The 19,489-nt window shown below is 68.1% G+C and carries 17 protein-coding genes and 5 pseudogenes; 16 read left to right on the top strand and 6 right to left on the bottom strand.

The window, feature by feature from the left end:
- Nucleotides 1-2: 2 nt before the first annotated feature.
- The 7 genes from K7C20_RS00090 to K7C20_RS00120 all read left to right on the top strand — a co-directional run bounded on the left by K7C20_RS00090 (nucleotide 3) and on the right by K7C20_RS00120 (nucleotide 7,504).
- A complete protein-coding gene (locus tag K7C20_RS00090; protein ID WP_030082457.1) occupies nucleotides 3-959 on the top strand; it encodes a DnaJ C-terminal domain-containing protein in 957 nt (318 codons plus the stop codon).
- On the top strand, nucleotides 956-1,366 hold the full coding sequence (locus tag K7C20_RS00095; protein ID WP_078953265.1) for a chaperone modulator CbpM: 411 nt from the start codon (nucleotides 956-958) through the stop codon (nucleotides 1,364-1,366). The genes K7C20_RS00090 and K7C20_RS00095 overlap by 4 nt, the downstream gene beginning before the upstream one ends.
- On the top strand, nucleotides 1,357-3,999 hold the full coding sequence (gene clpB, locus K7C20_RS00100) for an ATP-dependent chaperone ClpB (RefSeq protein ID WP_030082451.1): 2,643 nt from the start codon (nucleotides 1,357-1,359) through the stop codon (nucleotides 3,997-3,999). Before K7C20_RS00095 ends, clpB begins: the two co-directional genes overlap by 10 nt.
- A gap of 5 nt (nucleotides 4,000-4,004) precedes the next feature.
- Nucleotides 4,005-4,448, top strand: a complete 444-nt coding sequence (gene trxA, locus K7C20_RS00105; RefSeq protein WP_030082449.1) for a thioredoxin — start codon at nucleotides 4,005-4,007, stop codon at nucleotides 4,446-4,448.
- 28 nt (nucleotides 4,449-4,476) lie between these two features.
- Nucleotides 4,477-4,740, top strand: coding sequence for a UBP-type zinc finger domain-containing protein (locus K7C20_RS00110; RefSeq protein ID WP_030082447.1), 264 nt, complete (start codon nucleotides 4,477-4,479; stop codon nucleotides 4,738-4,740).
- Nucleotides 4,740-6,485 carry an FAD-dependent oxidoreductase gene (locus K7C20_RS00115; protein WP_030082445.1) on the top strand — a complete coding sequence of 582 codons (1,746 nt, stop codon included), beginning with the start codon at nucleotides 4,740-4,742 and terminating at the stop codon, nucleotides 6,483-6,485. Before K7C20_RS00110 ends, K7C20_RS00115 begins: the two co-directional genes overlap by 1 nt.
- Nucleotides 6,486-6,859: 374 nt before the next feature.
- Nucleotides 6,860-7,504: an HAD family hydrolase gene (locus tag K7C20_RS00120; RefSeq protein ID WP_053209405.1), complete on the top strand. Its 645-nt coding sequence runs from the start codon at nucleotides 6,860-6,862 to the stop codon at nucleotides 7,502-7,504.
- Here the strand turns inward: K7C20_RS00120 and K7C20_RS37895 are convergent.
- A pseudogene (locus tag K7C20_RS37895) lies at nucleotides 7,462-7,700 on the bottom strand (hypothetical protein). The gene K7C20_RS00120 and the pseudogene K7C20_RS37895 sit on opposite strands and share 43 nt — an antisense overlap.
- A gap of 764 nt (nucleotides 7,701-8,464) precedes the next feature.
- Here K7C20_RS37895 and K7C20_RS00125 point away from each other — a divergent pair.
- Nucleotides 8,465-9,799: a zinc-ribbon domain-containing protein gene (locus tag K7C20_RS00125; protein ID WP_160328728.1), complete on the top strand. Its 1,335-nt coding sequence runs from the start codon at nucleotides 8,465-8,467 to the stop codon at nucleotides 9,797-9,799.
- 87 nt (nucleotides 9,800-9,886) lie between these two features.
- Here K7C20_RS00125 and K7C20_RS00130 read toward each other — a convergent pair whose 3' ends face one another.
- From K7C20_RS00130 to K7C20_RS37900, 3 genes and pseudogenes are all read right to left on the bottom strand, one after another.
- Nucleotides 9,887-10,207 (bottom strand): DAHP synthetase I family protein, encoded by a 321-nt coding sequence (locus K7C20_RS00130; protein ID WP_030088126.1) that lies wholly within the window; start codon nucleotides 10,205-10,207, stop codon nucleotides 9,887-9,889.
- A 119-nt stretch (nucleotides 10,208-10,326) separates the two neighbouring features.
- Nucleotides 10,327-10,455, bottom strand: a pseudogene (locus K7C20_RS39355) (transcriptional regulator); the annotation flags it as partial.
- A pseudogene (locus K7C20_RS37900) lies at nucleotides 10,446-10,613 on the bottom strand (diguanylate cyclase); the annotation flags it as partial. The pseudogenes K7C20_RS39355 and K7C20_RS37900, both read right to left, overlap by 10 nt.
- A 341-nt stretch (nucleotides 10,614-10,954) precedes the next feature.
- On the opposite strand from K7C20_RS37900, the gene K7C20_RS00135 reads away from it, so the two are divergent.
- The 7 genes and pseudogenes from K7C20_RS00135 (at nucleotide 10,955) to K7C20_RS00160 (ending at nucleotide 17,291) form a co-directional block, all read left to right on the top strand.
- Nucleotides 10,955-11,659 (top strand): hypothetical protein, encoded by a 705-nt coding sequence (locus K7C20_RS00135; protein ID WP_030088124.1) that lies wholly within the window; start codon nucleotides 10,955-10,957, stop codon nucleotides 11,657-11,659.
- Between the two features lie 330 nt (nucleotides 11,660-11,989).
- Entirely contained in the window at nucleotides 11,990-12,868 is an 879-nt protein-coding gene (locus tag K7C20_RS00140; protein WP_209443949.1) for an alpha/beta fold hydrolase, read from the top strand.
- Nucleotides 12,844-13,403 (top strand): annotated as a pseudogene (locus K7C20_RS39170) (IS630 family transposase); the annotation flags it as partial. The gene K7C20_RS00140 and the pseudogene K7C20_RS39170, both read left to right, overlap by 25 nt.
- Before the next feature lie 50 nt (nucleotides 13,404-13,453).
- Nucleotides 13,454-13,843 carry an IS5 family transposase gene (locus K7C20_RS00145; RefSeq protein ID WP_030088120.1) on the top strand — a complete coding sequence of 130 codons (390 nt, stop codon included), beginning with the start codon at nucleotides 13,454-13,456 and terminating at the stop codon, nucleotides 13,841-13,843.
- Nucleotides 13,844-14,149: 306 nt separating this feature from the next.
- Nucleotides 14,150-14,278, top strand: a pseudogene (locus K7C20_RS00150) (IS21-like element helper ATPase IstB); the annotation flags it as partial.
- A gap of 556 nt (nucleotides 14,279-14,834) precedes the next feature.
- Nucleotides 14,835-15,413, top strand: a complete 579-nt coding sequence (locus K7C20_RS00155; protein WP_030088119.1) for a hypothetical protein — start codon at nucleotides 14,835-14,837, stop codon at nucleotides 15,411-15,413.
- A 1,011-nt stretch (nucleotides 15,414-16,424) separates the two neighbouring features.
- The gene (locus tag K7C20_RS00160) at nucleotides 16,425-17,291 is read left to right on the top strand and encodes a YihY/virulence factor BrkB family protein (protein ID WP_342452580.1); all 867 of its coding nucleotides are present in this window, start codon (nucleotides 16,425-16,427) and stop codon (nucleotides 17,289-17,291) included.
- 239 nt (nucleotides 17,292-17,530) lie between these two features.
- Here K7C20_RS00160 and K7C20_RS00165 read toward each other — a convergent pair whose 3' ends face one another.
- Together K7C20_RS00165 and K7C20_RS00170 are read right to left on the bottom strand one after the other, a co-directional pair.
- Complete coding sequence (locus K7C20_RS00165; protein ID WP_078953262.1) at nucleotides 17,531-17,710, bottom strand: CsbD family protein; 180 nt, start codon at nucleotides 17,708-17,710, stop codon at nucleotides 17,531-17,533.
- Between the two features lie 220 nt (nucleotides 17,711-17,930).
- Nucleotides 17,931-18,371, bottom strand: a complete 441-nt coding sequence (locus K7C20_RS00170) for a hypothetical protein (protein WP_078953261.1) — start codon at nucleotides 18,369-18,371, stop codon at nucleotides 17,931-17,933.
- A gap of 409 nt (nucleotides 18,372-18,780) precedes the next feature.
- Between K7C20_RS00170 and K7C20_RS00175 the strand changes: the two genes are divergently transcribed.
- Nucleotides 18,781-19,461 (top strand): HemK2/MTQ2 family protein methyltransferase, encoded by a 681-nt coding sequence (locus K7C20_RS00175; protein ID WP_053209397.1) that lies wholly within the window; start codon nucleotides 18,781-18,783, stop codon nucleotides 19,459-19,461.
- Nucleotides 19,462-19,489 lie beyond the last annotated feature (28 nt).

Raw genomic sequence — 19,489 nt, forward strand, 5'->3', positions numbered from 1 at the left:
CCATGGCACGGGACTACTACGACGTGCTCGGGGTGCAGCGCAGCGCGAGCTCCGACGAAATACAGCAGGCCTTCCGCAAGCTGGCCCGCAAGCACCACCCCGACATCAACAAGGACCCGCAGGCCGAGGAGCGCTTCAAGGAGCTCAACGAGGCGTACAGCGTGCTGTCCGACCCCAAGATGCGCAAGCGCTACGACCGCTTCGGCGAGGACTTCCGGCAGATCCCGGAGGACTGGGAAGAACGGGTGGGCGCGGGCGTGGGGGCCGGGGCGGGAGCCCGAGGCCGCGGCCGGTCCACCGGCGGCGGCCGGGTCCGGTTCACCGACTACGGCGAGGGATTCGACGGCTCCGGCATCAACTTCGAGGACCTGTTCGGCGGGATGTACGGCCGCGGCGGAGGCGGCGCACGCTGGGGCCCGGTTCCCGGGGCCGACCAGGAGGCCGAGATCCAGCTCGGTGTCGAGGAGGCCTACCACGGCGGCCATCGCAGCATCACTCTCGCCGGGCCCGGCGGACAGCGGACCTACGACGTCAACATCCCGCGTGGCGTGGTCGACGGACAGCGCATCCGGCTGGCCGGGGAAGGCGGCAGGGGCAGCGACGACGGTCCCCCGGGAGATCTGTACCTCCGCGTACGGATCAAGCCCGATACGCGATTCCGCCTGGAGGGCCGGGACATCCACGTCGCGCTTCCCGTCACGCCCTGGGAGGCGGCGCTCGGCGCGACGGTACCGGTACCCACACCCGGCGGCACCGCCAAAGTCACCGTTCCCAAGGGCTCGTCCAGCGGCCGCCGGCTGCGGCTGCGCGGCGAGGGCATGCCCAACCCCCGTGGCGCCAACGGAGATCTCTACGCGGAGGTCCGGATCATGGTGCCGCCCGAACTCGGCGACCGGGAGCGTGAGCTCTTCGAGGAGCTGGCTGCCGTGTCCACCTTCGACCCGAGGAAGCCAGGATGACCCATGATCCACGGCGCGCTGCCGCCGGGCCGGAGGCCGGGCATCGCCGGCCGACGGCGCCGGACAAGCAGCGGGCCCTGAACGTCGTTGTCCGCAACTACGCCCTCGCGCCCGTCGACAGACTCAGCCTGGACGTCGTGGCCCGGCGCTCCGGACTCCACCCCGATCTCGTCCGGCGGTTCGTCACCCTCGGCCTGGTCGACGCCACCCGCGACCACAGCGGCCGGCTGTGGTTCGACCCGGGCGCGCCCGCAACTCTCGCCCGCATCCAACGGCTACGGGCCGGGCTCCCCCTCAACTACGCCTCCCTCGGTCTGGTGCTCGACCTGCTCGACCGGATCAGCGAGCTGGAGGCCGCGTTGAGACGCAGCAACGCCGGCTCGAGGAGTGATGAATCGTGGATATGAACCGGCTCACCCAGAAGTCCCAGGAAGCCCTTCAGGAAGCGCAGACGATCGCCGGCCGGATGGACCAGACCGAGGTCGACGGTGAGCATCTGCTGCTCGCGCTCCTCGACCAGCCGGACGGGCTGGTGCCGCGGCTCTTCGACCAAGCGGGCGCCGACACCAAGGCGTTGCGCGCCTCGCTCATGAACGAGCTGTCACGCAGACCGAAGGTGACCGGACCCGGCGCCACACCCGGCCAGGTGTACGTCACCCAGCGGCTGGCCAAGCTGCTGGACACCGCCGAGCAGGAGGCCAAGCGGCTCAAGGACGAATATGTGTCCGTGGAGCACCTCGTCCTGGCACTGGCCGATGAGGGCTCCAGGACCGCGGCGGGACGTCTGCTCAAGGAACACGGCATCACCAAGGACGTCTTCCTCTCCGCGCTGACCCGCATCCGCGGCAACCAGCGGGTCACCTCGGCGACGCCCGAGGCCGCGTACGAGGCGTTGGAGAAGTACGGCCGTGATCTGGTCGCCGAGGCGCGCAGCGGCAAGAAGGACCCGGTGATCGGCCGGGACGCGGAGATCCGCCGCGTCACCCAGATCCTCAGCCGCAAGACGAAGAACAACCCCGTGCTGATCGGCGATCCGGGCGTCGGCAAGACGGCCATCGTGGAGGGCCTGGCACAGCGGATCGTCCGCGGCGACGTCCCCGAGGGGCTGCGCGAGAAGACCATCTTCTCCCTCGACATGAGCTCGCTGGTGGCGGGCGCCAAATACCGCGGTGAGTTCGAGGAACGACTGCAGGCCGTGCTGAGCGAGGTCAAGGCCGCCGAGGGGCGCATCCTGCTCTTCGTCGACGAACTCCACACCGTCGTCGGCGCCGGCGGCGGCGCCGAGGGCGCCATGGACGCCGGCAACATGCTCAAGCCGATGCTCGCCCGCGGTGAGCTGCACATGATCGGCGCCACCACGCTGGAGGAGTACCGCAAGCACGTCGAGTCCGACGCCGCCCTCGAACGCCGCTTCCAGCAGGTCATGGTGGACGAGCCGAGCGTGGAGGACACCGTCTCCATCCTCCGCGGCCTGCGCGAGCGTCTCGAGGTCTTCCACGGCGTGAAGATCCAGGACACCGCGCTGGTCGCCGCGGCCACCCTCAGCCACCGCTACATCTCCGACCGCTTCCTGCCGGACAAGGCCATCGACCTCGTCGACGAGGCCTGCGCCCGGCTGCGCACCGAGATCGACTCCATGCCGGCCGAACTCGACGAGATCACCCGCCGGGTGACCCGTCTGGAGATCGAGGATGCGGCCCTCGCAAAGGAGACCGACGCCGCCAGCCGTAAGCGGCTGGAGGAGCTCCGGCGCGAACTATCCGACCTGCGCGCCGAGGCCGACGCCATGAACGCCCAGTGGGAGGCCGAACGCCAGGCCATCCGGCGGGTCCAGCAACTGCGCCAGGAACTGGAACAGGTGCGTCAGGAAGCGGAGGAGGCCGAACGCAACTACGACCTCAACCGCGCCGCCGAACTGCGCTACGGCACACTCACCGAACTCGAACGCCGGCTGGCCGCCGAAGAGGAGGCGCTCGCCGCCAAGCAGGGCGATACCCGGCTCCTGCGCGAGGTCGTCACGGAGGACGAGATCGCCGAGATCGTCGCCGCCTGGACCGGCATCCCGGTGACCCGGCTGCAGGAAGGCGAGCGGGAGAAGCTGCTGCGGCTCGACGAGATCCTCACCGAGCGGGTGATCGGCCAGGACGAGGCCGTCAAGCTGGTCACCGATGCCATCATCCGGGCCCGCTCCGGCATCCGCGACCCGCGCCGTCCCATCGGCTCGTTCATCTTCCTCGGCCCCACCGGCGTCGGAAAGACCGAACTGGCCAAGGCGCTCGCCGCGGCACTCTTCGACACCGAGGAGAGCATCGTCCGTCTCGACATGAGCGAGTACCAGGAACGGCACACCGTCAGCAGACTGGTCGGAGCGCCGCCCGGATACGTCGGCTACGAGGAGGGCGGCCAGCTCACCGAGGCGGTACGCCGCAAGCCCTACTCCGTGGTCCTGTTCGACGAGGTCGAGAAGGCACACGCCGATGTCTTCAACACCTTGCTGCAGGTACTCGACGACGGCCGGATCACCGACGCCCAAGGCCGTACCGTCGACTTCCGCAACACCGTCGTCATCATGACCTCCAACATCGGATCCGCCCATCTGCTCGACGGGGTGACCCCCGAGGGCGAGATCAAACCCGAGGCACGGGCCCTGGTCATGGGCGAACTGCAAAGCCACTTCCGCCCCGAGTTCCTCAACCGCGTCGACGACGTCGTGCTGTTCAAGCCGCTGGGCATGGACCAGATCAAGCGCATCGTCGAGCTGCAGTTCAACGACCTGCGCCGGCGCCTGGCCGAACGTCAGATCAGCGTCGAGCTCACCGACCAGGCCCGCGAGCTCATCGCCCAGCAGGGCTTCGACCCCGTCTACGGGGCACGGCCGCTGCGCCGCTTCATCTCGCACGAGGTCGAAACACTCGTCGGACGGGCCCTGATCCGCGGCGATGTACAGGACGGCTCGACGATCCGGGTCGACGCCCAGAACGGTGAACTGGTCGTGACGTACGACAGGCCGGCCCAGGCCGACCACGGGATGGCTGCGTGAGCACAGTGACAACGAGCCGGAGCAAGACGGTCGTCTGTGAGTCGTGCGGCCGCAAGAACCGGGTGCCGGCAGCGGGGGACGGGCGCCCCAAATGCGGAAACTGCGGTACCCCGTTGCCCTGGATCGTCGATGCCGGCGATGACGACTTCGCGGAGATCGCCGATAAAGCGGCGCCCATCGTCCTCGTCGACCTCTGGGCCACCTGGTGCGGTCCCTGCCGCATGGTCAGCCCCGCACTGGAACAGGTCGCCCGCGAGCTCGCCGGAAAGATCAAACTCGTCAAGGTCGATGTCGACCAGGCCCCCAGGCTGTCCCAGCGATTCCAGGTGCAGGCCGTGCCGACCCTGCTCCTTCTCGACCAGGGAGAGGCGATTGCGCGACAGGCCGGCGCCGCCCCCGCCCACGTGCTGCGCCAATGGGTCGAGGAGACCATCGCGGGTCGCCGCTGAGCCCGTCCGCCAAGGAAGGACGACCATCATGACTACCGAAAGCGACTGGCACCTGTCGCTCGTGCGCCCGGTAACGCCGCGCACCCCCGAGGGCTGCGAGGAGTGCCTGCGCCTCGGCTCTCCCTGGGTGCACCTCAGGCTGTGCCTGACCTGCGGACACGTCGGATGCTGCGACTCCTCGCCACTCAAGCACGCCCGTCTGCACGCCGCCAACGTCGGCCACCCCATCGTGCAGCCCCTCGAGCCGGGAGAGAACTGGCGCTGGTGTTACGTCCACGAGGCCGTGGTCTGATGACTGCCGCGGGTCCGGACGGGATACCCACCGAAACCCCCGACCAGCACGGCGCCTACCCCCGGCTGACGCCGGAACAGCTCGATGCGCTGGCCCAGTACGGCGAGTACCGCCCCGCGCGGCGGGGCGAGGTGCTGTTCCGCGAGGGCGAACCGTGCGAGGAGTTCCTTGCCATCGTCAGCGGGATGGTCGAGGTCATCCACGACTACGGCGGTCCCGACCAACGCACCGTGGCGGTACACGGCCCCGGCCGCTTTCTGGGGGAACTCGGTCTGCTCGAAGGGCAGACGGCGTTCGACACCGCGGTCGTACGCAAGCCCGGCCAGGTCCTCGCGGTCCCGGTGGAGCGCCAGCGGGCCCTGGTGGCACGCGATCCAGCCCTCGGGGACCTGATTCTGCGCGCCTACCTCGGCCGCCGGTCCCTGCTCATCGGCCTAGGCGCCGGCTTCCGGATCCTGGGCTCGTGCTACTCGCCCAACACCCTGCGACTGCGTGAATTCGCCGCCCGCAACCGGCTACCACACCGATGGATCGACCTGGAGAAGGACAAGGAAGCCGAGGCGCTGCTGCGCCGGTTCGGCATCCGTCCGGACGAGACCCCGGTCGTCATGTGGAAGGGAGAGCAAATACTGCGCAATCCCAGCATCGCGGACCTCGCCCGCCTCATCGGACTCCCCACCTCTGCGCACGGCGACGGTGAATTCGACCTGGTGGTGATCGGCGCGGGCCCGGCCGGGCTCGCCGCCGCGGTCTACGGCTCATCCGACGGCCTCGTCACCGTAGCCGTCGACGCCATGGCCACCGGAGGCCAGGCCGCCACCTCCTCGCGCATCGAGAACTATCTGGGCTTCCCGTCCGGGATCTCGGGTGGCGAACTCATGGAACGCTCGGTGCTCCAGGCCCGCAAATTCGGCGCACAGCTCACCGTTCCCGCCGAGGCCACCTCGCTCGAACCGCGCGACGGCCGGTACACCCTCACCTTCGCGGACGGCTCCGAGATCCGGGCCGCCACCATCGTCCTGGCCTCGGGAGTGCGCTACCGCAGGCTCGACGTCCCGGGCATCGACCGGCTGGAAGGCTCCAGCGTCTACTACGCCGCCACCCTCCACGAAGCCAACCTGTGCCGGATGGACCCCGTGGCCGTGGTCGGCGGGGGCAACTCCGCAGGCCAGGCGGTGCTCTTCCTCGCCGAATACGCACCCAAGGTGTATCTGATCGTCCGCAGCGGCGACCTCGGCAAGGACATGTCACGCTATCTGGTGGACCAGGTGACACGCCATCCGAAGGTCGAGGTGCTGACCCACACCGAAGTGCGCCAGGTCAACGGAGAGGGCGCCCTGCAGTCGTTGACCGTGGAGGACAACGCCTCCGGCGACCGTCGCGAACTGCCGGCCCACGCCCTGTTCGTGTTCATCGGCGCCCGGCCGCACACCGAGTGGCTGAAGGACGTGGTCGCGCTGGACCGACCGGGGTTCGTGCTCACCGGCGCCGACGCCCGGGCAGTGGCCGACGAGAACATCTGGGAATCGCTCGGGCGCGGGCCACTGATGCTGGAGACCACGATGCCGGGTGTCTTCGCCGCGGGTGACGTCAGGAGCGGGTCGGTCAAGCGGGTCGCCTCCGCCGCGGGGGAAGGCGCCATAGCCGTCCGACTCGTCCATGAACACCGGGCCCAGGAAGGCAATCTCGTCCGCGGGTCCGGCGTGAGCGAGCCTCGGTCCGTGCCGGGCCAGTCGGTGTCCTGACGCCGGCCGTCCTCCTGCTGGTCGCCGGTGCGGCGCTGGGGTCGTGGCTCGCGCTGGCGGGCGGCTGGGGGCTCGCCTACGTATCACGGCGGCTGAGCCGGGCCGAGGCCAAGTTCGCGGCGCTCGGCGTGCCGGGGATCGTCGTCGGCGGCATGGTGGTGTGGCTGTGGGGCCGGTTCGACGGGCGGTGGGGCGAGCCCATCGCCCAGGGACGGCTGGGGCAGGAGATGGCCGAGGGGCTGCCGGGGATCGTGCGGGTGGCGGCGGTCGCCTCGGCGTTGTTCCTGGTGTGGCGGATGCGGCGGGTGCCCCGCCGAGGGGGCCGGGGTCGTGCCTCCCTGACCGGGGATGCCGCCGCAGGCACAATGACAGGCATGGCTGCACACTCCCTGACGGTCGGCTTCGACCTCGACATGACCCTGATCGACTCCCGCCCGGGAATCAAGGCCCTCTATCAGGAGCTGTCGGCCAGGACCGGCACCTTCATCGACGCCGACCTCGCGGCGAGCCGGCTGGGGCCCCCGCTGGAGCAGGAGATCCGCCACTGGTTCCCCGAGGAGCAGGTGGCGGAGACCGCCGCTCTCTTCCGCGAGCTGTATCCGCAGTACGCGGTCGCGGCGACGCCCGCCCTGCCCGGCGCCCGGGAGGCCATCGACGCGATCCACGCGGCGGGCGGCCGGGCGATCGTGGTGACCGCGAAGTACGAGCCCAACGCCAAGCTGCACCTGGAACACCTCGGCCTCGACGTGGACGCCCTCTTCGGCTCCCTGTGGGCGAAGGGCAAGGCCGAGGCGCTGCGCAAGCACGACGCGCAGATCTACGTCGGCGACCACATCGGCGACATCGTCGGGGCGCACACCGCGGGCGCACTGTCCGTCGCGGTCGCCACCGGCCCGTGCGACGCCACGGAACTGCGCAACGCCGGTGCCGAGGTGGTGCTCGCGGACCTGACGGAGTTCCCGTCCTGGCTGGCGCGCTATGTGGCGGAAGGGGCGGACGGGGGCGACGCCGCCACCTGACGGCGCTGAGCCGTGGCGGAACGGACCACTCCAGCCGCGGCGACCAGAAAAACGAGACCATCAGCATGCACACCCAGTAGAAGACGGACGGCAGCGGTTCGGTCCCGAGGAACAGCGGCGCCACCGTGGCGAGAGTGGCCGCTGCGCCAACTAGGAACGTGATCGCGCCGATTCGGACCAGCAGATCCCCAGCCAGGGGAGTTTCGTCGCGAGAGCCTCCTCGAAGCGCCCTCGTCGCTCGGGGGCATGAGGTGGGCGGCGCCGCCGGCCAGGGTCGACCATGGCACCCAGTCCCACCGGTGCCCGACCGGCAGCGGCACAGGGGTGTGGACACGGAGAAGGCGCCGCACCCGCAGGTGCAGCGCCGTCGTCTCCGTCAAGGCTTAGCCGTTCAGCTCGCGTCGGTCGACTCCAGCGCCGACTGGGCCCGCACACTGTAGGCATCCAAACAACGCAGCTCCGCTGCCTGCCCTTCGGGCTCGAAGCGAAGACCCCAGAAAGATCGCCCTGGTCTGCGATGGCCTGCCCGCCGCGCGTAGAAGCCCCGCCGGACCATTCCGGCGGGGCTTCTCGTCTCACGTGCTCTCACACGCGTCTCACAGACTGTGTGGACGCCCCCGGATTCAGGGCTCCGACATGGCCTTGGGAGCCATTCACCGGTTCGGCTGGACGCCCCAGGACACGGGTTACGACCTGTGCCAGGTGGGACCGTATGAGTCAGAGCGGGTGGCCACCGCTCTGCGGCCACGGTCGGAGGATTGCTGCCCTGCGCCAGCAGCGTGAGAGCGAGCGGGGCACCCTTCCTTCGAGCGTAAAATCGAACAGCGCACGCGCAAGAATCCGCTGAAGTATCCGGAGTGCCCGGCACGAAAGCGGGTGCTCGTGCCTCGGTCAGATGCGGACCCTCCGTCGACGGCACACCTGCACGACGGGAACCGCCTCGCGATGTGTCGTCCGGACGTGGCCGAGGACCGGGACTACGGCAAGAACTACCCGCACACCCCTGATGACGTCTCGGTCAGCTCAAGCGCGAGGGCGTGGTTCGGGAAGTGTCCGACAGGCAGTCATCCCTCCTATCCATCGAAAGTCAGTACACGCACCCGCGAGAGGTTTCCGGCGAAGTGCCCCGAGTGCCCGCGCCGTCCGATGCTCGCCTTCCGGGTCACCGATGAGAACCGCCTGTCCATCCACCGCCCGGACCTGGTCCGGTCGTGGAACAAGGAGCGGAACCTTCCCCTCACTCCGGAACAGGTGTCGCTGGCCAGCAGCAAGACCGTCATCTGGGACTGCCTCGACAATCCCGGGCATCCGTCCTGGCCCGCGGCCGTCTCCGACCGCGTCGGAAGCGCAACGAGGGAGGGCACCGGTTGCCCTGATTGCTCGCTCGTCCGCACCTCTCGCCCCGAACTGCGGCTCAAGGCCGAGCTGAGCCGTTTCCTGACCGTCGATCCGGAACCGAACAAGGCACTCGTCGACGGCGGAGCGCGGGAAGAGGTCGACATCGCAGACCCGGGGCGCCGGCTCGTCGTCGAATTCGACGGCGCATATTTCCACGGCCGCCCCGGCGGCCTGGAGCGCGACATTGCGAAGACCCGCCACCTCAGGGACTCGGGCTGGACCGTCGTCCCCGTCCGGGAGCACGGCCTCACCAAGGTCGACCCTGGCTTCGACATCACCGTCGACAAGGACGCCCACCCCTACAAGGTCGCGGTCGCAGTGGTCGAGCACCTTGTGCTCCTCGGTTTCATCTCTGCCACCACCGCTGAGACTTACGTTCAAGCAGGTGCCCTGCAGGCCAAAGAACTGTCGGATGCCTGGATAGCCGAGCGCCTCGGCAGCGCTTTTGCCAAAGCCGAGCGCGATACCGTCAGCGACAAATGGGATCGGATGCACGCCACCCTGGAGAGCTTCCAGGCACGCTTCGGGCACTGCCGCGTCCCGGACGGCATCCTCATCCAGGGTGTTGACCTGCGTACTTGGTGCTACTCACAGCGGGCCGCCCACCGACAGGGAAAGCTCGCAGAGGACCGGCGACAGCGCTTGGGGGCGATCCCGTCCTGGACCTTCGATGCTTGGAACGGAAAGTTTTGGGACGGCCACGAGAAATTTCAGAACGCCTTCAACTGGAGCGGCGCCGGCCAGCGCAACCCCCGAGGCTGCAACCGAGGAGGCTCAGCAAGCCCGACGGTGGGCCCAGAAGCTGCGCGCAAGGCGCCGCAACCGGCTTGTGGAAGGACGGGACCTCCCGGCGTATCAGGTGCGTCCGGCACGGTGGTGCGGTTCCGCGTCCGGTAGGGCCCGGTCGGGCCCAGCGCGGGGATATCCAGCATGCTCGCTCTCCTTTCCTTCCGGCGAGTCACGGGGCGGACGGTGATCAGGGGGTCAGCGCGCCGCGGCCGTCACGGCACGGCGCTGACGGGTCTCGGCCGCGAGGTCGTGGAGCACGGCCACGGTGGCGTCCCGGCCCATGCAGGCATCGGTGACGCTCTGGCCGAACACGGGCTCTTCGAGGCTGAGTTCCTGGCGCCCGGAGATCAGCAAGCCCTCCAGCCTGACGCCGCGGATGTCCGTGTTGCCGGCCGCGACCTGCGCCCCGACCTCCCGTGCGACACCGCGTGCAGCAAGCTGTTGTGCACCTAGCTGCACAACGAACGCCGCGCCACGCCCGCCGATACCGCGGCGGCGGCCTTCGCTGAATTGCACCGCGCCGACAAGTGCCGGGTTTTCCGTATTCCGGTGCGAAAAACGAATCCGCCCATCCGTCCAGGAGGATTGCCTCCTGGACGGACGGGCGGATCGGGTGCGGGCGGGCGGCGCGCCCCCTACCGCTCGGCCCCCTCGAGCAGCGCAGCCTCCTCGGGGCTCGCCATGTCGAGGAGCAGCATCGCGTCGTGGTCCGGGGTGCCGGGCGGAGCCTGGTAGGTGACGAGGCGCTGGCCGTCGCGACGACTGCGGTGCGGGCCGCCTCGTCGATGTGGTGGTAGCCAATGCCGAGGACTTCGTACTCCACACCTGCGGTTACCAGCGCCACCTCCGGTTCCATGAACTCGGGGATGCCCGGGGTGTTGTGCAGGGCGATGGCGGTCCACACCCGTCGGACGCTGTCCTCACCCGCCTTCTCCTGGTGACAGCCAGCAGAGGGCCGACGCCGGTGATCGCCGCCGCGCGGTGCGCGCCAGGGGGGTGCGCTGCGGATCAGGCCGCCGACGCCGCATGAGCGTGGCATGAGCCGATCGTGAGCGACGTGGCAGAGCCTTGTCCTGTGCCGGTCGCGGTGGCAACCCGTTTCTGCTGCGTGGCCGGCGGCAGCACTCCGTTCCCGGAGGGTTCGGAGCTGATGCACACCTCGCTCACCACGGGCTCCGCATTGCCTGGACGGCCTCGCCCGGAGTCGTGAACGGAATCGCAGGACGCAATCCGCACTTCAGGTGGAAGGTAAGGGAAACAAACATGAGCAGCAGAATACGCAGCCGGCGGCTGAAGGCGGCCACGGTGGGAGCAGCGGGCGTCATGGCGGCGCTGTGTCTGACCATCACCCCGGCGCAGGCAGACTCGCCTGGCGGCGGCGGCAGTCTGATGCCGGACTCCGGGGTTGGTTCCGTCCCCGAGACCACCGACGACTGGACCACTCCCGAGGGGCTCGCCAAGTACCTCTCCGGCTGCGGGGAGACGTGCACCTTCGTGCCCCTCGAAAAGGTCGGGGAGCCGAGTTACGGTACGGCGACGAGGGTGGGGACGCCGAGTCAGAACTGCTCCGCCACCGAAAAGGCTCCACAGAAGTACGAGGAGGCTCAGACCACCGGCCAATCGACCACCGTCGGCCTGTCGATCGAAGGCCTTGGGGCGACAGCGAAAGTCGAGCAGAGCTGGTTCAAGTCGAACACCGTGAGCAGTGCGCTCACCGGCACACTGACCCCCCATCAAACCGGCTGGTTCGAGGAGGTTCCCGTCACCCAGAAGGCGAAGGGGACTTGGAAGATCGCAGGCGTCGATAATACAAACCCCTTCAGCGAGGCGAACAAGTACACCGCCGTTGGGCCGCGCGAATTCCAAAACGTCGAGTCGGACATCACTTACAAGATCATCAGGTTCCAGTCCAAAGACATGACTGCCGACGAAGTCAAGAATCTGTGCGGCAAGGACGGCCCGGTCTAGTTCAGTTGGCGCGCGGAGTTTGGTGACTGCCGACACGCCGTGAGCGGACCGAAACGGGACGAGGGCCTTCTGGCTCGGTGCGGATTGCGACATCTGCAACCGGTGACCAGGAGGCCCCACCTGCTGGTGGAGTACGGCAACTGGAGAAGCCTCTCCAACCGGCTGCGGATGTGGGCCGTCGAAGGCATCTAAGGGCTGTCCCGTAATCCCTGGCGGGCGCCAGGGATTACGGGACAGCCCTTAGTGCCGCATCAGGAAACGTTTGCCCTGTACGGGGTTACGGCGAAAGCCGAGTGCGAGACGCCCTGCTCCATGGCCATGATGTGGATCATGACTGTGTACGTCGACAATCCTGCCCGGCTCGGTGAGAGTCGTCTGTGTGATGGACGGTTGCTTGGTTGGGCCGAGTGGGGGCCGTTGGACGGGGTGCCCGTTCTGTTGTCTCCGGGTGCGGCTACGAGCCGGTGGCTCGGCTTCGGCGCAGGGGTCGTTGAGGCGCTTGGAGTGCGTCTTGTCTCTGTGGACCGCCCGGGACTCGGTGCCTCAACACCTGCGCCCGGCCGGACCTTCTCCGACTTCGCTGGTGACATTCGGCAACTCTGCGTGCTGCGAGGGCTGGGGCATCCGGCTGTGGTCGGGAACTCACAAGGCGCGCCGTTCGCTCTCGCCTGCGCTGAGGAGGGTGTGGCCTCGGTACTGGCTGTCGTCTCCGGCGCGGATGAGGTCGCCGCGCCGGAGTTCGCTTCCGCTCTGGCTGCGGACCTGCGTGGCCTGGTTGAGCGGACCGCGTGCGACCCGGTCGGCGCCGAGGAGTTTTTCGCGGGCTTCACTGCGGATGCGATGTGGGACATGGTCATGGCCGGGAGTCCAGGGTGCGACCTCGCCGTGTATCAGGATCCTGATTTCGCGGCTGTTTACCGCAGGGCCTTGGACGAGGGTTTTGTTCAAGGTGCTGCTGGTTACGCCCGCGACACGGTCCTGTCCATGGGGCGGTGGCCGTTCGCCCTCGACGAGATCACTGTCCCGGTCGAGATCTGGTACGGCGAACGGGACGCCAGCCACTCGCCCGATAACGGAGCACTGCTCGCTACCCGTATACCCGGTGCTCATCACCGTGTCGTACCGGGGATCGGCGGCGCGCTGCTGTGGACACATTCCGAGTCGATCCTCACTTCGCTTCTTGAGAAGGCATCTCCTTTCCACGCATAAAGGCCTGGAAGACCTACCGCGACCCGGTCTACGCGGCCAAGAAGGGGCGGGTGGAGCACCTGTACGCGATCGCCGACGGCGAGGTCATACCCGAGGACGGTGAGACCGAGGTGGTGTTCTGCCTGGATGAGTTCGGTCCGCTGAACCTCCAGCCGCACCCGGGCCGGCAGTGGGCCGAGCGCGGCGGCAGGTACAAGGATCCCGAGCGCAAGCCCAGGTCCAGGCGGCGGGCAACCTGCACTCGCCCCCCACGGGGTCCGGCACCTCTCCGCCGCCTACGACCTCGCCAAGGGCAAGCTCTACGGCCACATCAAGAAAACCAAGAACCGGTCGAAGTTCCTGGAGTTCTGCCGCTACCTGGCTGAACCGCATCGAGGCCCAGTTCACCGCCCTGCGCTATTTCGCCCTCGACGGCACCGGCCATCCCAGCCACAAAGAACAGGGCAGCATGATCCGTCGCTACATCATCTGGCGAAACCGCCACACCAACGACGAACGCTCACGTGCTGTGTTCCACAGGGCAAACCTTGCCTGATGCGGCACTAGGGTGTCTTCAAATGATCTCGGGTGGTGGATCATGGTCGGGTGATACGTCGCCATGAACTGTCTGATGCTGAGTGGGAGTTCGTCCGGCCACTGCTGCCCGAATCCTTGCGGGGCCGGAAGCGGCTGGATGACCGCACCGTGCTCAACGGGATCGTGTGGAAGTTCCGGACCGGCACGGCCTGGCGGGACGTGCCCGAGCGGTACGGCCCGTGGGCCACACTCCACACCCGCTTCCGCCGGTGGGCCCTGGACGGCACCTTCGAGCGAATGCTCCAGGCCGCCCAGGCCAGGGCGGACGAGACGGGGGACATCGACTGGCTCGTGTCCGTCGATTCCACCGTCGTCCGCGCCCACCAGCACGCCGCCGGGGCCCGAAAAGGGGGCTCCAAAGCCCCGCACTCGGACGCTCCCCAACTCCTAGGTGCGTAGTCGTTCGGGCCCGCGGGGTGGCCTTCGGTCGGATCGCTCTGAAGGGCGAGAAACGCCTTCCTTCAAGAAGAGGAGGGTTCACATCAGGGCGTTCACTGCGGCAGCGAAGGCCCGCGGGATGCATTCGGCCGTGGGCACGATGCGCGGTGCAAGCACGGGCTGCTGTCGGGCCCGTACCAGAAGTTCCGTCAGCAGCCGATGGCGGCGGGTCGCGCGTTTCCAGTCAGCCTCGTAGCGACTTGGGGTGCCTCGGCGCACGTTGTTCACCAAGGCTTCGGCGACTATGAGGGCCAGCGAAATACCCTCACGAAGACCTTCACGGATCCGCGTCTCCGCGCGGCCATCGTCGACTGGCCCACCTTCAACGGCATCGTCATATGGCCCGGCACCGACTCCTACCGCCTCGCCACGGCTCGCGCGGGGGCCGAACAGCGGCACAGACCGGCTGATCGTCGGGGCGGCTCAGCGGGCCGTCGCTCGCGCAGGCAACGGGCCGGGGCGAATCATCGGGAGCCGGTGTTCTCGGACCAGACTTGCTGGATCGTTCCGTAGTCGATCACGACAATGCCCTCCTGCCGCAGAAGGTCATGGGCCGGGGCGACGATGTCAGGAACTCGTAGGCCGTCCGCGCACGGGCCAGCCGCTGTCGACAGCCTGCATCTCAGGGCTTCCCGAACTGGGGTGCCCCGCCCACTCATTGAGGCCGGTCGGCAGGTCGCGCAGTCTCGTCGAGCCGGGCTTGTCCGAGCAGAGCCGCCCGTCCGGCGGGACGCTGTGCTGGGGGCCGAGCGAGTGCGGGTTCATGTGATGGGTGAGGAAGAGGGCAGCGGTTGCTGCGGATCATCCGCTGGGGCGCGGGATCGGTGGTGACTGGCGGAAGGAGTAAGTGATCCGTTCGCACCCCTTCCGCATGCACGCCGCTGTGGGGCGGGCGACGGTGTGAACGTCGGCACCTTGCCGGCCAGGGTGTGCATCGTGAGGGAGCGAACAGATGTCGGAACGCAATACCGGGCTGCGCAGTATGCACGATCTGGGGCTGGCCGCGTGGTTCGGTGGTTCCCTGATGGGAGCGGTCGGCGTGAACAGTGCGGCTCAGGCTGAGGGCGGCACGTGGCGGAACACCGCCCGGATCGCCAGCGCGGGATGGGCGAAATGGACGCCGGTCAACGCCGCGGCGATCGCCGTTCACCTGGTCGGCAGCAGCGGACTGCTGGCCGCCAACGCGGCCCGGGTCGCCACCCAACAGGGTGTGGCCGCCTCCACCATTGCCAAAACAGCTCTCACCGGCGCCGCCCTGGCCGCCACCGCCTACGCCCGCATCCTCGGCAAAAAGATTGAGCTCTCCTCCTCCGACAGCCCCGACGATGTGGAGAAGGCGGCGCAGCACCCCCTCGACACCGACAAAGCCCAGCAACACCTCGCCTGCATGCAGTGGGCGGTCCCGGCGCTTACCGGTGGCCTGATCGTTCTTAACGCCCTGCACGGTGAACAGCAGCGCCCCGCGGAGCAGATCCGCGGAATGCTGCGGCGTGCCCGGTCGCAGGCGTCGCACTGGGCCGTTATGCACTAGCCACAGCCGCTACACCGCCCCCCGGCTGTCTGTGCAGCCGCCGCCGACAGCTTCATCGGCAGAGGTACTGCTCCTCGGCGACGGAGTGCGCACCAGCCCGAGGGCCGGGCGTGTCGCCCACGTCTCCCGCACGGGCGGCGCGGACGATGGGCACAGAACGCACCGCACCCGCCGTGATCGTCCTGGCCACCATCGGCCGGCGGCCCTGTGCCCCACCCCTCTCCCGGGGCGCCCGGCGGGCACAGGGCCCGCGACACCGCTTGAGCCACAAGCAGCTCAGCGAGAACTTCACGAATGCAGGGCGCCGCGGTTCACTCCGGGCCGGTGCCCCGCAAGGCAGTAGCGCCCGGGCGGGACCAAAACCGCCGCGTGAGCAACGAGCGTGATCCAGACGAGGAACTACCCGCTCTGTGCGATCTGTGCGGTGCGGCCGTCGTTAACGGATCACAGGTGCAGCACTGGTGGCGGACTCCGCCGCCGCCACACCCGCAACACCTGGAGCTGGAGGGACGGCGACCGCTGACAGCCTGCACGACAAAGCACCTAGCCGAACCTCAGGGGCAATCACCCGGCGACCTGTGAACGCGGAACTGTGGGCCGGTCAGATCGTCGGCCACAGGTTCCGCTGCGCGGTGCTCCATTCCACCTGTGGGTGGGGTCAGCTGGTCCAAGTGGGTGCCATCCAGTCGCCGGCATCCAGCTCAGCGGGTGTGATGGGGGTGCTGCCTGTCGACCGTCTCAACGTGCGAAGCAGAGCGCGTTGAGCGCGTCGGCCGTCGCGACTGCCGACGCTGCAACGAGGAAGGAGTCATGGTGGCAACGCCCCCCTCTGATGGCCCGGACCGCGCAGGCCACGACGCCGACGGCGCTGACCACGGTGGTGGCGCTCACAGGCGCCTGAGCGGCGACAGTGGCAGTGCGAGTCGCTCCCACGTCGGCGAGGGCGGCGACGGCGATACCGGTCGCCCCTCCCGGAAAGGTGCCGCGGACGGTGGTTCGTTGAGGGGCGTCGTGAAGCGCACATTGCGGGAGTTCAAGGAGGACAATCTCACGGACTGGGCGGCTGCCCTGACCTATTACGGAGTGCTGGCGATCTTCCCTGCCCTGCTGGCTCTGGTGTCCGTTCTGGGACTGCTGGGTCCTTCCACCATCGACTCACTGATCAAGAACCTCTCCAGCATCGCGCCCGGGTCCGTGCGCAGCATCCTCACCACCGTGCTGGAGCAGCTGAAGGGCGGTCAGGGCAAGGCCCTGCTCGCGTTGATCATCGGTGTTGCCCTGGCTCTGTGGTCGGCCTCCGGCTACGTCGCCGCCTTCATGCGCGCGTCCAATGTCGTCTACGACATCGGTGAGGGCCGGCCTGTGTGGAAGGCGCTGTGGGTCCGTCTCGGCATCACCGTAGCCGTGGTGATCCTCCTGGCCCTCACCGCGGTCGGGGTCGTGTTCACCGGCACCGTGGCCAAGAAGATGGGGTCGATCCTGGGGCTGGGCGACACGGCAGTGACCGTGTGGAACGTCGCCAAGTGGCCCGTCATGCTCATCCTGGTCGCTCTGAGTGTCATGGTGCTGTACTGGGCAGCCCCGAACGTCAGACGCCGAATCCGGCGCGTACTGCCCGGCGGCGTCCTGGCCGTTGTCCTCTGGCTCATCGCCTCTGCACTGTTCGCCCTCTACGTCGCCAACTTCAGCAGCTACAACAAGACCTACGGCACCTTCGCCACCCCTATCGTCGCGCTGATCTGGCTGTGGCTCACCAACATCGCAATCCTGCTCGGGCTGGAGTTCAACGCCGAACTCGAGCGCGGACGTGCCATTGACAGCGGCCATCCTCCAGGCGACGAGCCCTACGCCGAGCCCCGCGACACCCGCAAACTGTGAGGATGTCCGGGCACGCCTCAGATCTCCCATGACATCCTCGCCCGGACACACAAGACCACTGCGTCGCCTGGAGCGGCCCTGCCAGCTAGGTCGGATTCTGACGAACTCACCCGGAAGCTGTGCGCCCGGTCCCCCTCCGTCCACCAGCCGCCCGGCACCCCACCATGCGGGCTGATAACGAATGCGTGACCGTCGGCGGCAACACAGAGTTTCGGAGCGTTACCTACCGTTCCATGCAATCAGCCTCTGTTCTTAAAAGTGTCCTTGGCCTTCTCCTTGGCCTCACGGGCAGCACCCTTACTCTGCTTCGCCTGACCTTTGGCAATCGCGCCCTCATTACCGACGGATCGACCGGCCTCTTTCTTCGCTGTGCCTTTGACCTGCTCGACCTTCGCCTTCGCCTTTTCGCTCGCGCTCACGATTCGCCTCTTTCTCGCGCCCAGCTACTAGAAGCAATAATCGCACACATTGCATTCGAGTGGCTCGACTCGGCAGACAAAATGCACCGTGTGTTATGCCCATGCCATAAAGCCCCACGAAACCGCAACAGGCACTGCGCTGTAGTCGGCATACGTGACCCGCCTGTCCCAGCAGACGTCAGAGCGTGCGCGATGACGCCCGGCTGGGCCGGCTCATGACCTACCGCCGGGCAGGCCGATGTCCGAACAGGTGTCGCTTGTGGCGGTGCCCATCGCCGTCGGATCGGCCACCCCGAGGAGAGGCGCTGTCCCGCTGTGCGGCTGTTACCGGGTCGCTCGTGTCAGGGTGGTCGACGCGGTCGTCGTGGCCCGTGCGTACAGCGGTTGCATCGCGGCGCTTCCCCCTGCCCCCCTGACGCATTGCATGCTTCCTGCGAGCGGTTCGGCGCATGCCGCCGAGGAGCAGACTCAACCCGAGCACTGCCACCGCGCCGACGATGGCACCGAAGAGGAACAACGTGCCGGTGGATCCGGTCATGTGGTAACCGAAAACCTTGAATGCTGATGTCAACTCGTGTGCGCCACCCAGGTTGGCCACAACTGCGGCGACACCGACGACTACCGCAGCGATCAAAAGGATGACTCCGAGAATCACAATCATGACGAACTCCTGGCAATTTTCCGAAAGCGCTGTTCTCAGGCTGCACCCATCCCTTCGCAGGCACCACCGGGCGCCTTTTCCTTCAGCACCTTGCGCGCGATGCGACAGCCCCAGGTCCGGTTTGCCCTGCTCGTGACTGGCACTCCAGCCCCATAACGGCACCCGCGATGAACGCCACGGAAAGACCGTCGCGTCTTCAGTAAGCGGTTGAAGAAATTGCCGCGCGCCACTACGAAGCCCTGGCGGTGAACGACCGGCTCTCCCGCCGCGACCGAGCCAGGCCCGACTGGGGGTAGGCACTGACCACACACCGCGCCCGAGTGGTCGGTGCATCGGATAGCTAGCAGGCTGAAGAAAACACGCGGACCATCCAGATCCTCGTTCCCGGCTCTCGGGGCGGAGGTGCCGTATGAGCACATGGCCAGCCACGCTCGCCCGACCACGTCCGCTGGTGACGCTCCCCGGTGTCTATCTGCCGCAGCACGACACACGACTCCTGTTGCGCGCCCTGTATCGCGAAGATGTGGGCGCCGGCACCGAGCTCCTGGACCTCGGTTCGGGCAGTGGCGTCCTCGCGGTGGGAGCGGCGCGGCTTGGCGCTCTCGTCACGGCCGTGGACATCTCCTGGCAGGCCGTGCTGTCCACGAGGATCAACGCGTGGCTCTCCCGGCAGCAGGTCACCGTGCGTCGCGGCGATCTGACCGCAGCTGTCCGCGGCCGCTCCTTCGACGTGCTGGTCAGTAACCCGCCTTACGTCCCCGCACCTGGCAACCACCCGCGCCGGGGGCCGGCCCGCGCCTGGGACGCGGGACGCGACGGACGGCTGCTCGTCGACCGCATCTGCGACGCCGCGCCGCGCGCGCTCCGCCCCGGAGGCGTCCTGCTCATGGTCCATTCCGGACTGTGCGGCACCCAGGACACCTTGGAGCGCCTGACATCCGCGGGGCTGCGGGCGACGGTCAGCGACCGCGCGGTCATACCGTTCGGTCCGATTCTGCGCTCCCGGCTGGCCTGGCTGCGGTGCCAAGGCCTGCTGAACGAGGTTCAGGACACAGAGGAATTGGTGATCATCCGTGCCGAGAACTCCTGAGCGTCCACGCCGCGTCACCCTCGTCCGA

The organism is Streptomyces decoyicus, from assembly GCF_019880305.1.
Lineage (GTDB): Bacteria > Actinomycetota > Actinomycetes > Streptomycetales > Streptomycetaceae > Streptomyces > Streptomyces decoyicus.

Excerpts from the sequence above, each read along its gene's own strand:
- K7C20_RS00090 (WP_030082457.1), top strand. The coding sequence starts at position 3 with ATGGCACGGGACTACTACGACGTGCTCGGGGTGCAGCGCAGCGCGAGC.
- K7C20_RS00095 (WP_078953265.1), top strand. The coding sequence starts at position 956 with ATGACCCATGATCCACGGCGCGCTGCCGCCGGGCCGGAGGCCGGGCAT.
- K7C20_RS00110 (WP_030082447.1), top strand. The coding sequence starts at position 4,477 with ATGACTACCGAAAGCGACTGGCACCTGTCGCTCGTGCGCCCGGTAACG.
- K7C20_RS00115 (WP_030082445.1), top strand. The coding sequence starts at position 4,740 with ATGACTGCCGCGGGTCCGGACGGGATACCCACCGAAACCCCCGACCAG.
- K7C20_RS00120 (WP_053209405.1), top strand. The coding sequence starts at position 6,860 with ATGGCTGCACACTCCCTGACGGTCGGCTTCGACCTCGACATGACCCTG.
- K7C20_RS00135 (WP_030088124.1), top strand. The coding sequence starts at position 10,955 with ATGAGCAGCAGAATACGCAGCCGGCGGCTGAAGGCGGCCACGGTGGGA.
- K7C20_RS00140 (WP_209443949.1), top strand. The coding sequence starts at position 11,990 with ATGACTGTGTACGTCGACAATCCTGCCCGGCTCGGTGAGAGTCGTCTG.
- K7C20_RS00155 (WP_030088119.1), top strand. The coding sequence starts at position 14,835 with ATGTCGGAACGCAATACCGGGCTGCGCAGTATGCACGATCTGGGGCTG.
- K7C20_RS00170 (WP_078953261.1), bottom strand. The coding sequence starts at position 18,371 with ATGATTGTGATTCTCGGAGTCATCCTTTTGATCGCTGCGGTAGTCGTC.
- K7C20_RS00175 (WP_053209397.1), top strand. The coding sequence starts at position 18,781 with ATGAGCACATGGCCAGCCACGCTCGCCCGACCACGTCCGCTGGTGACG.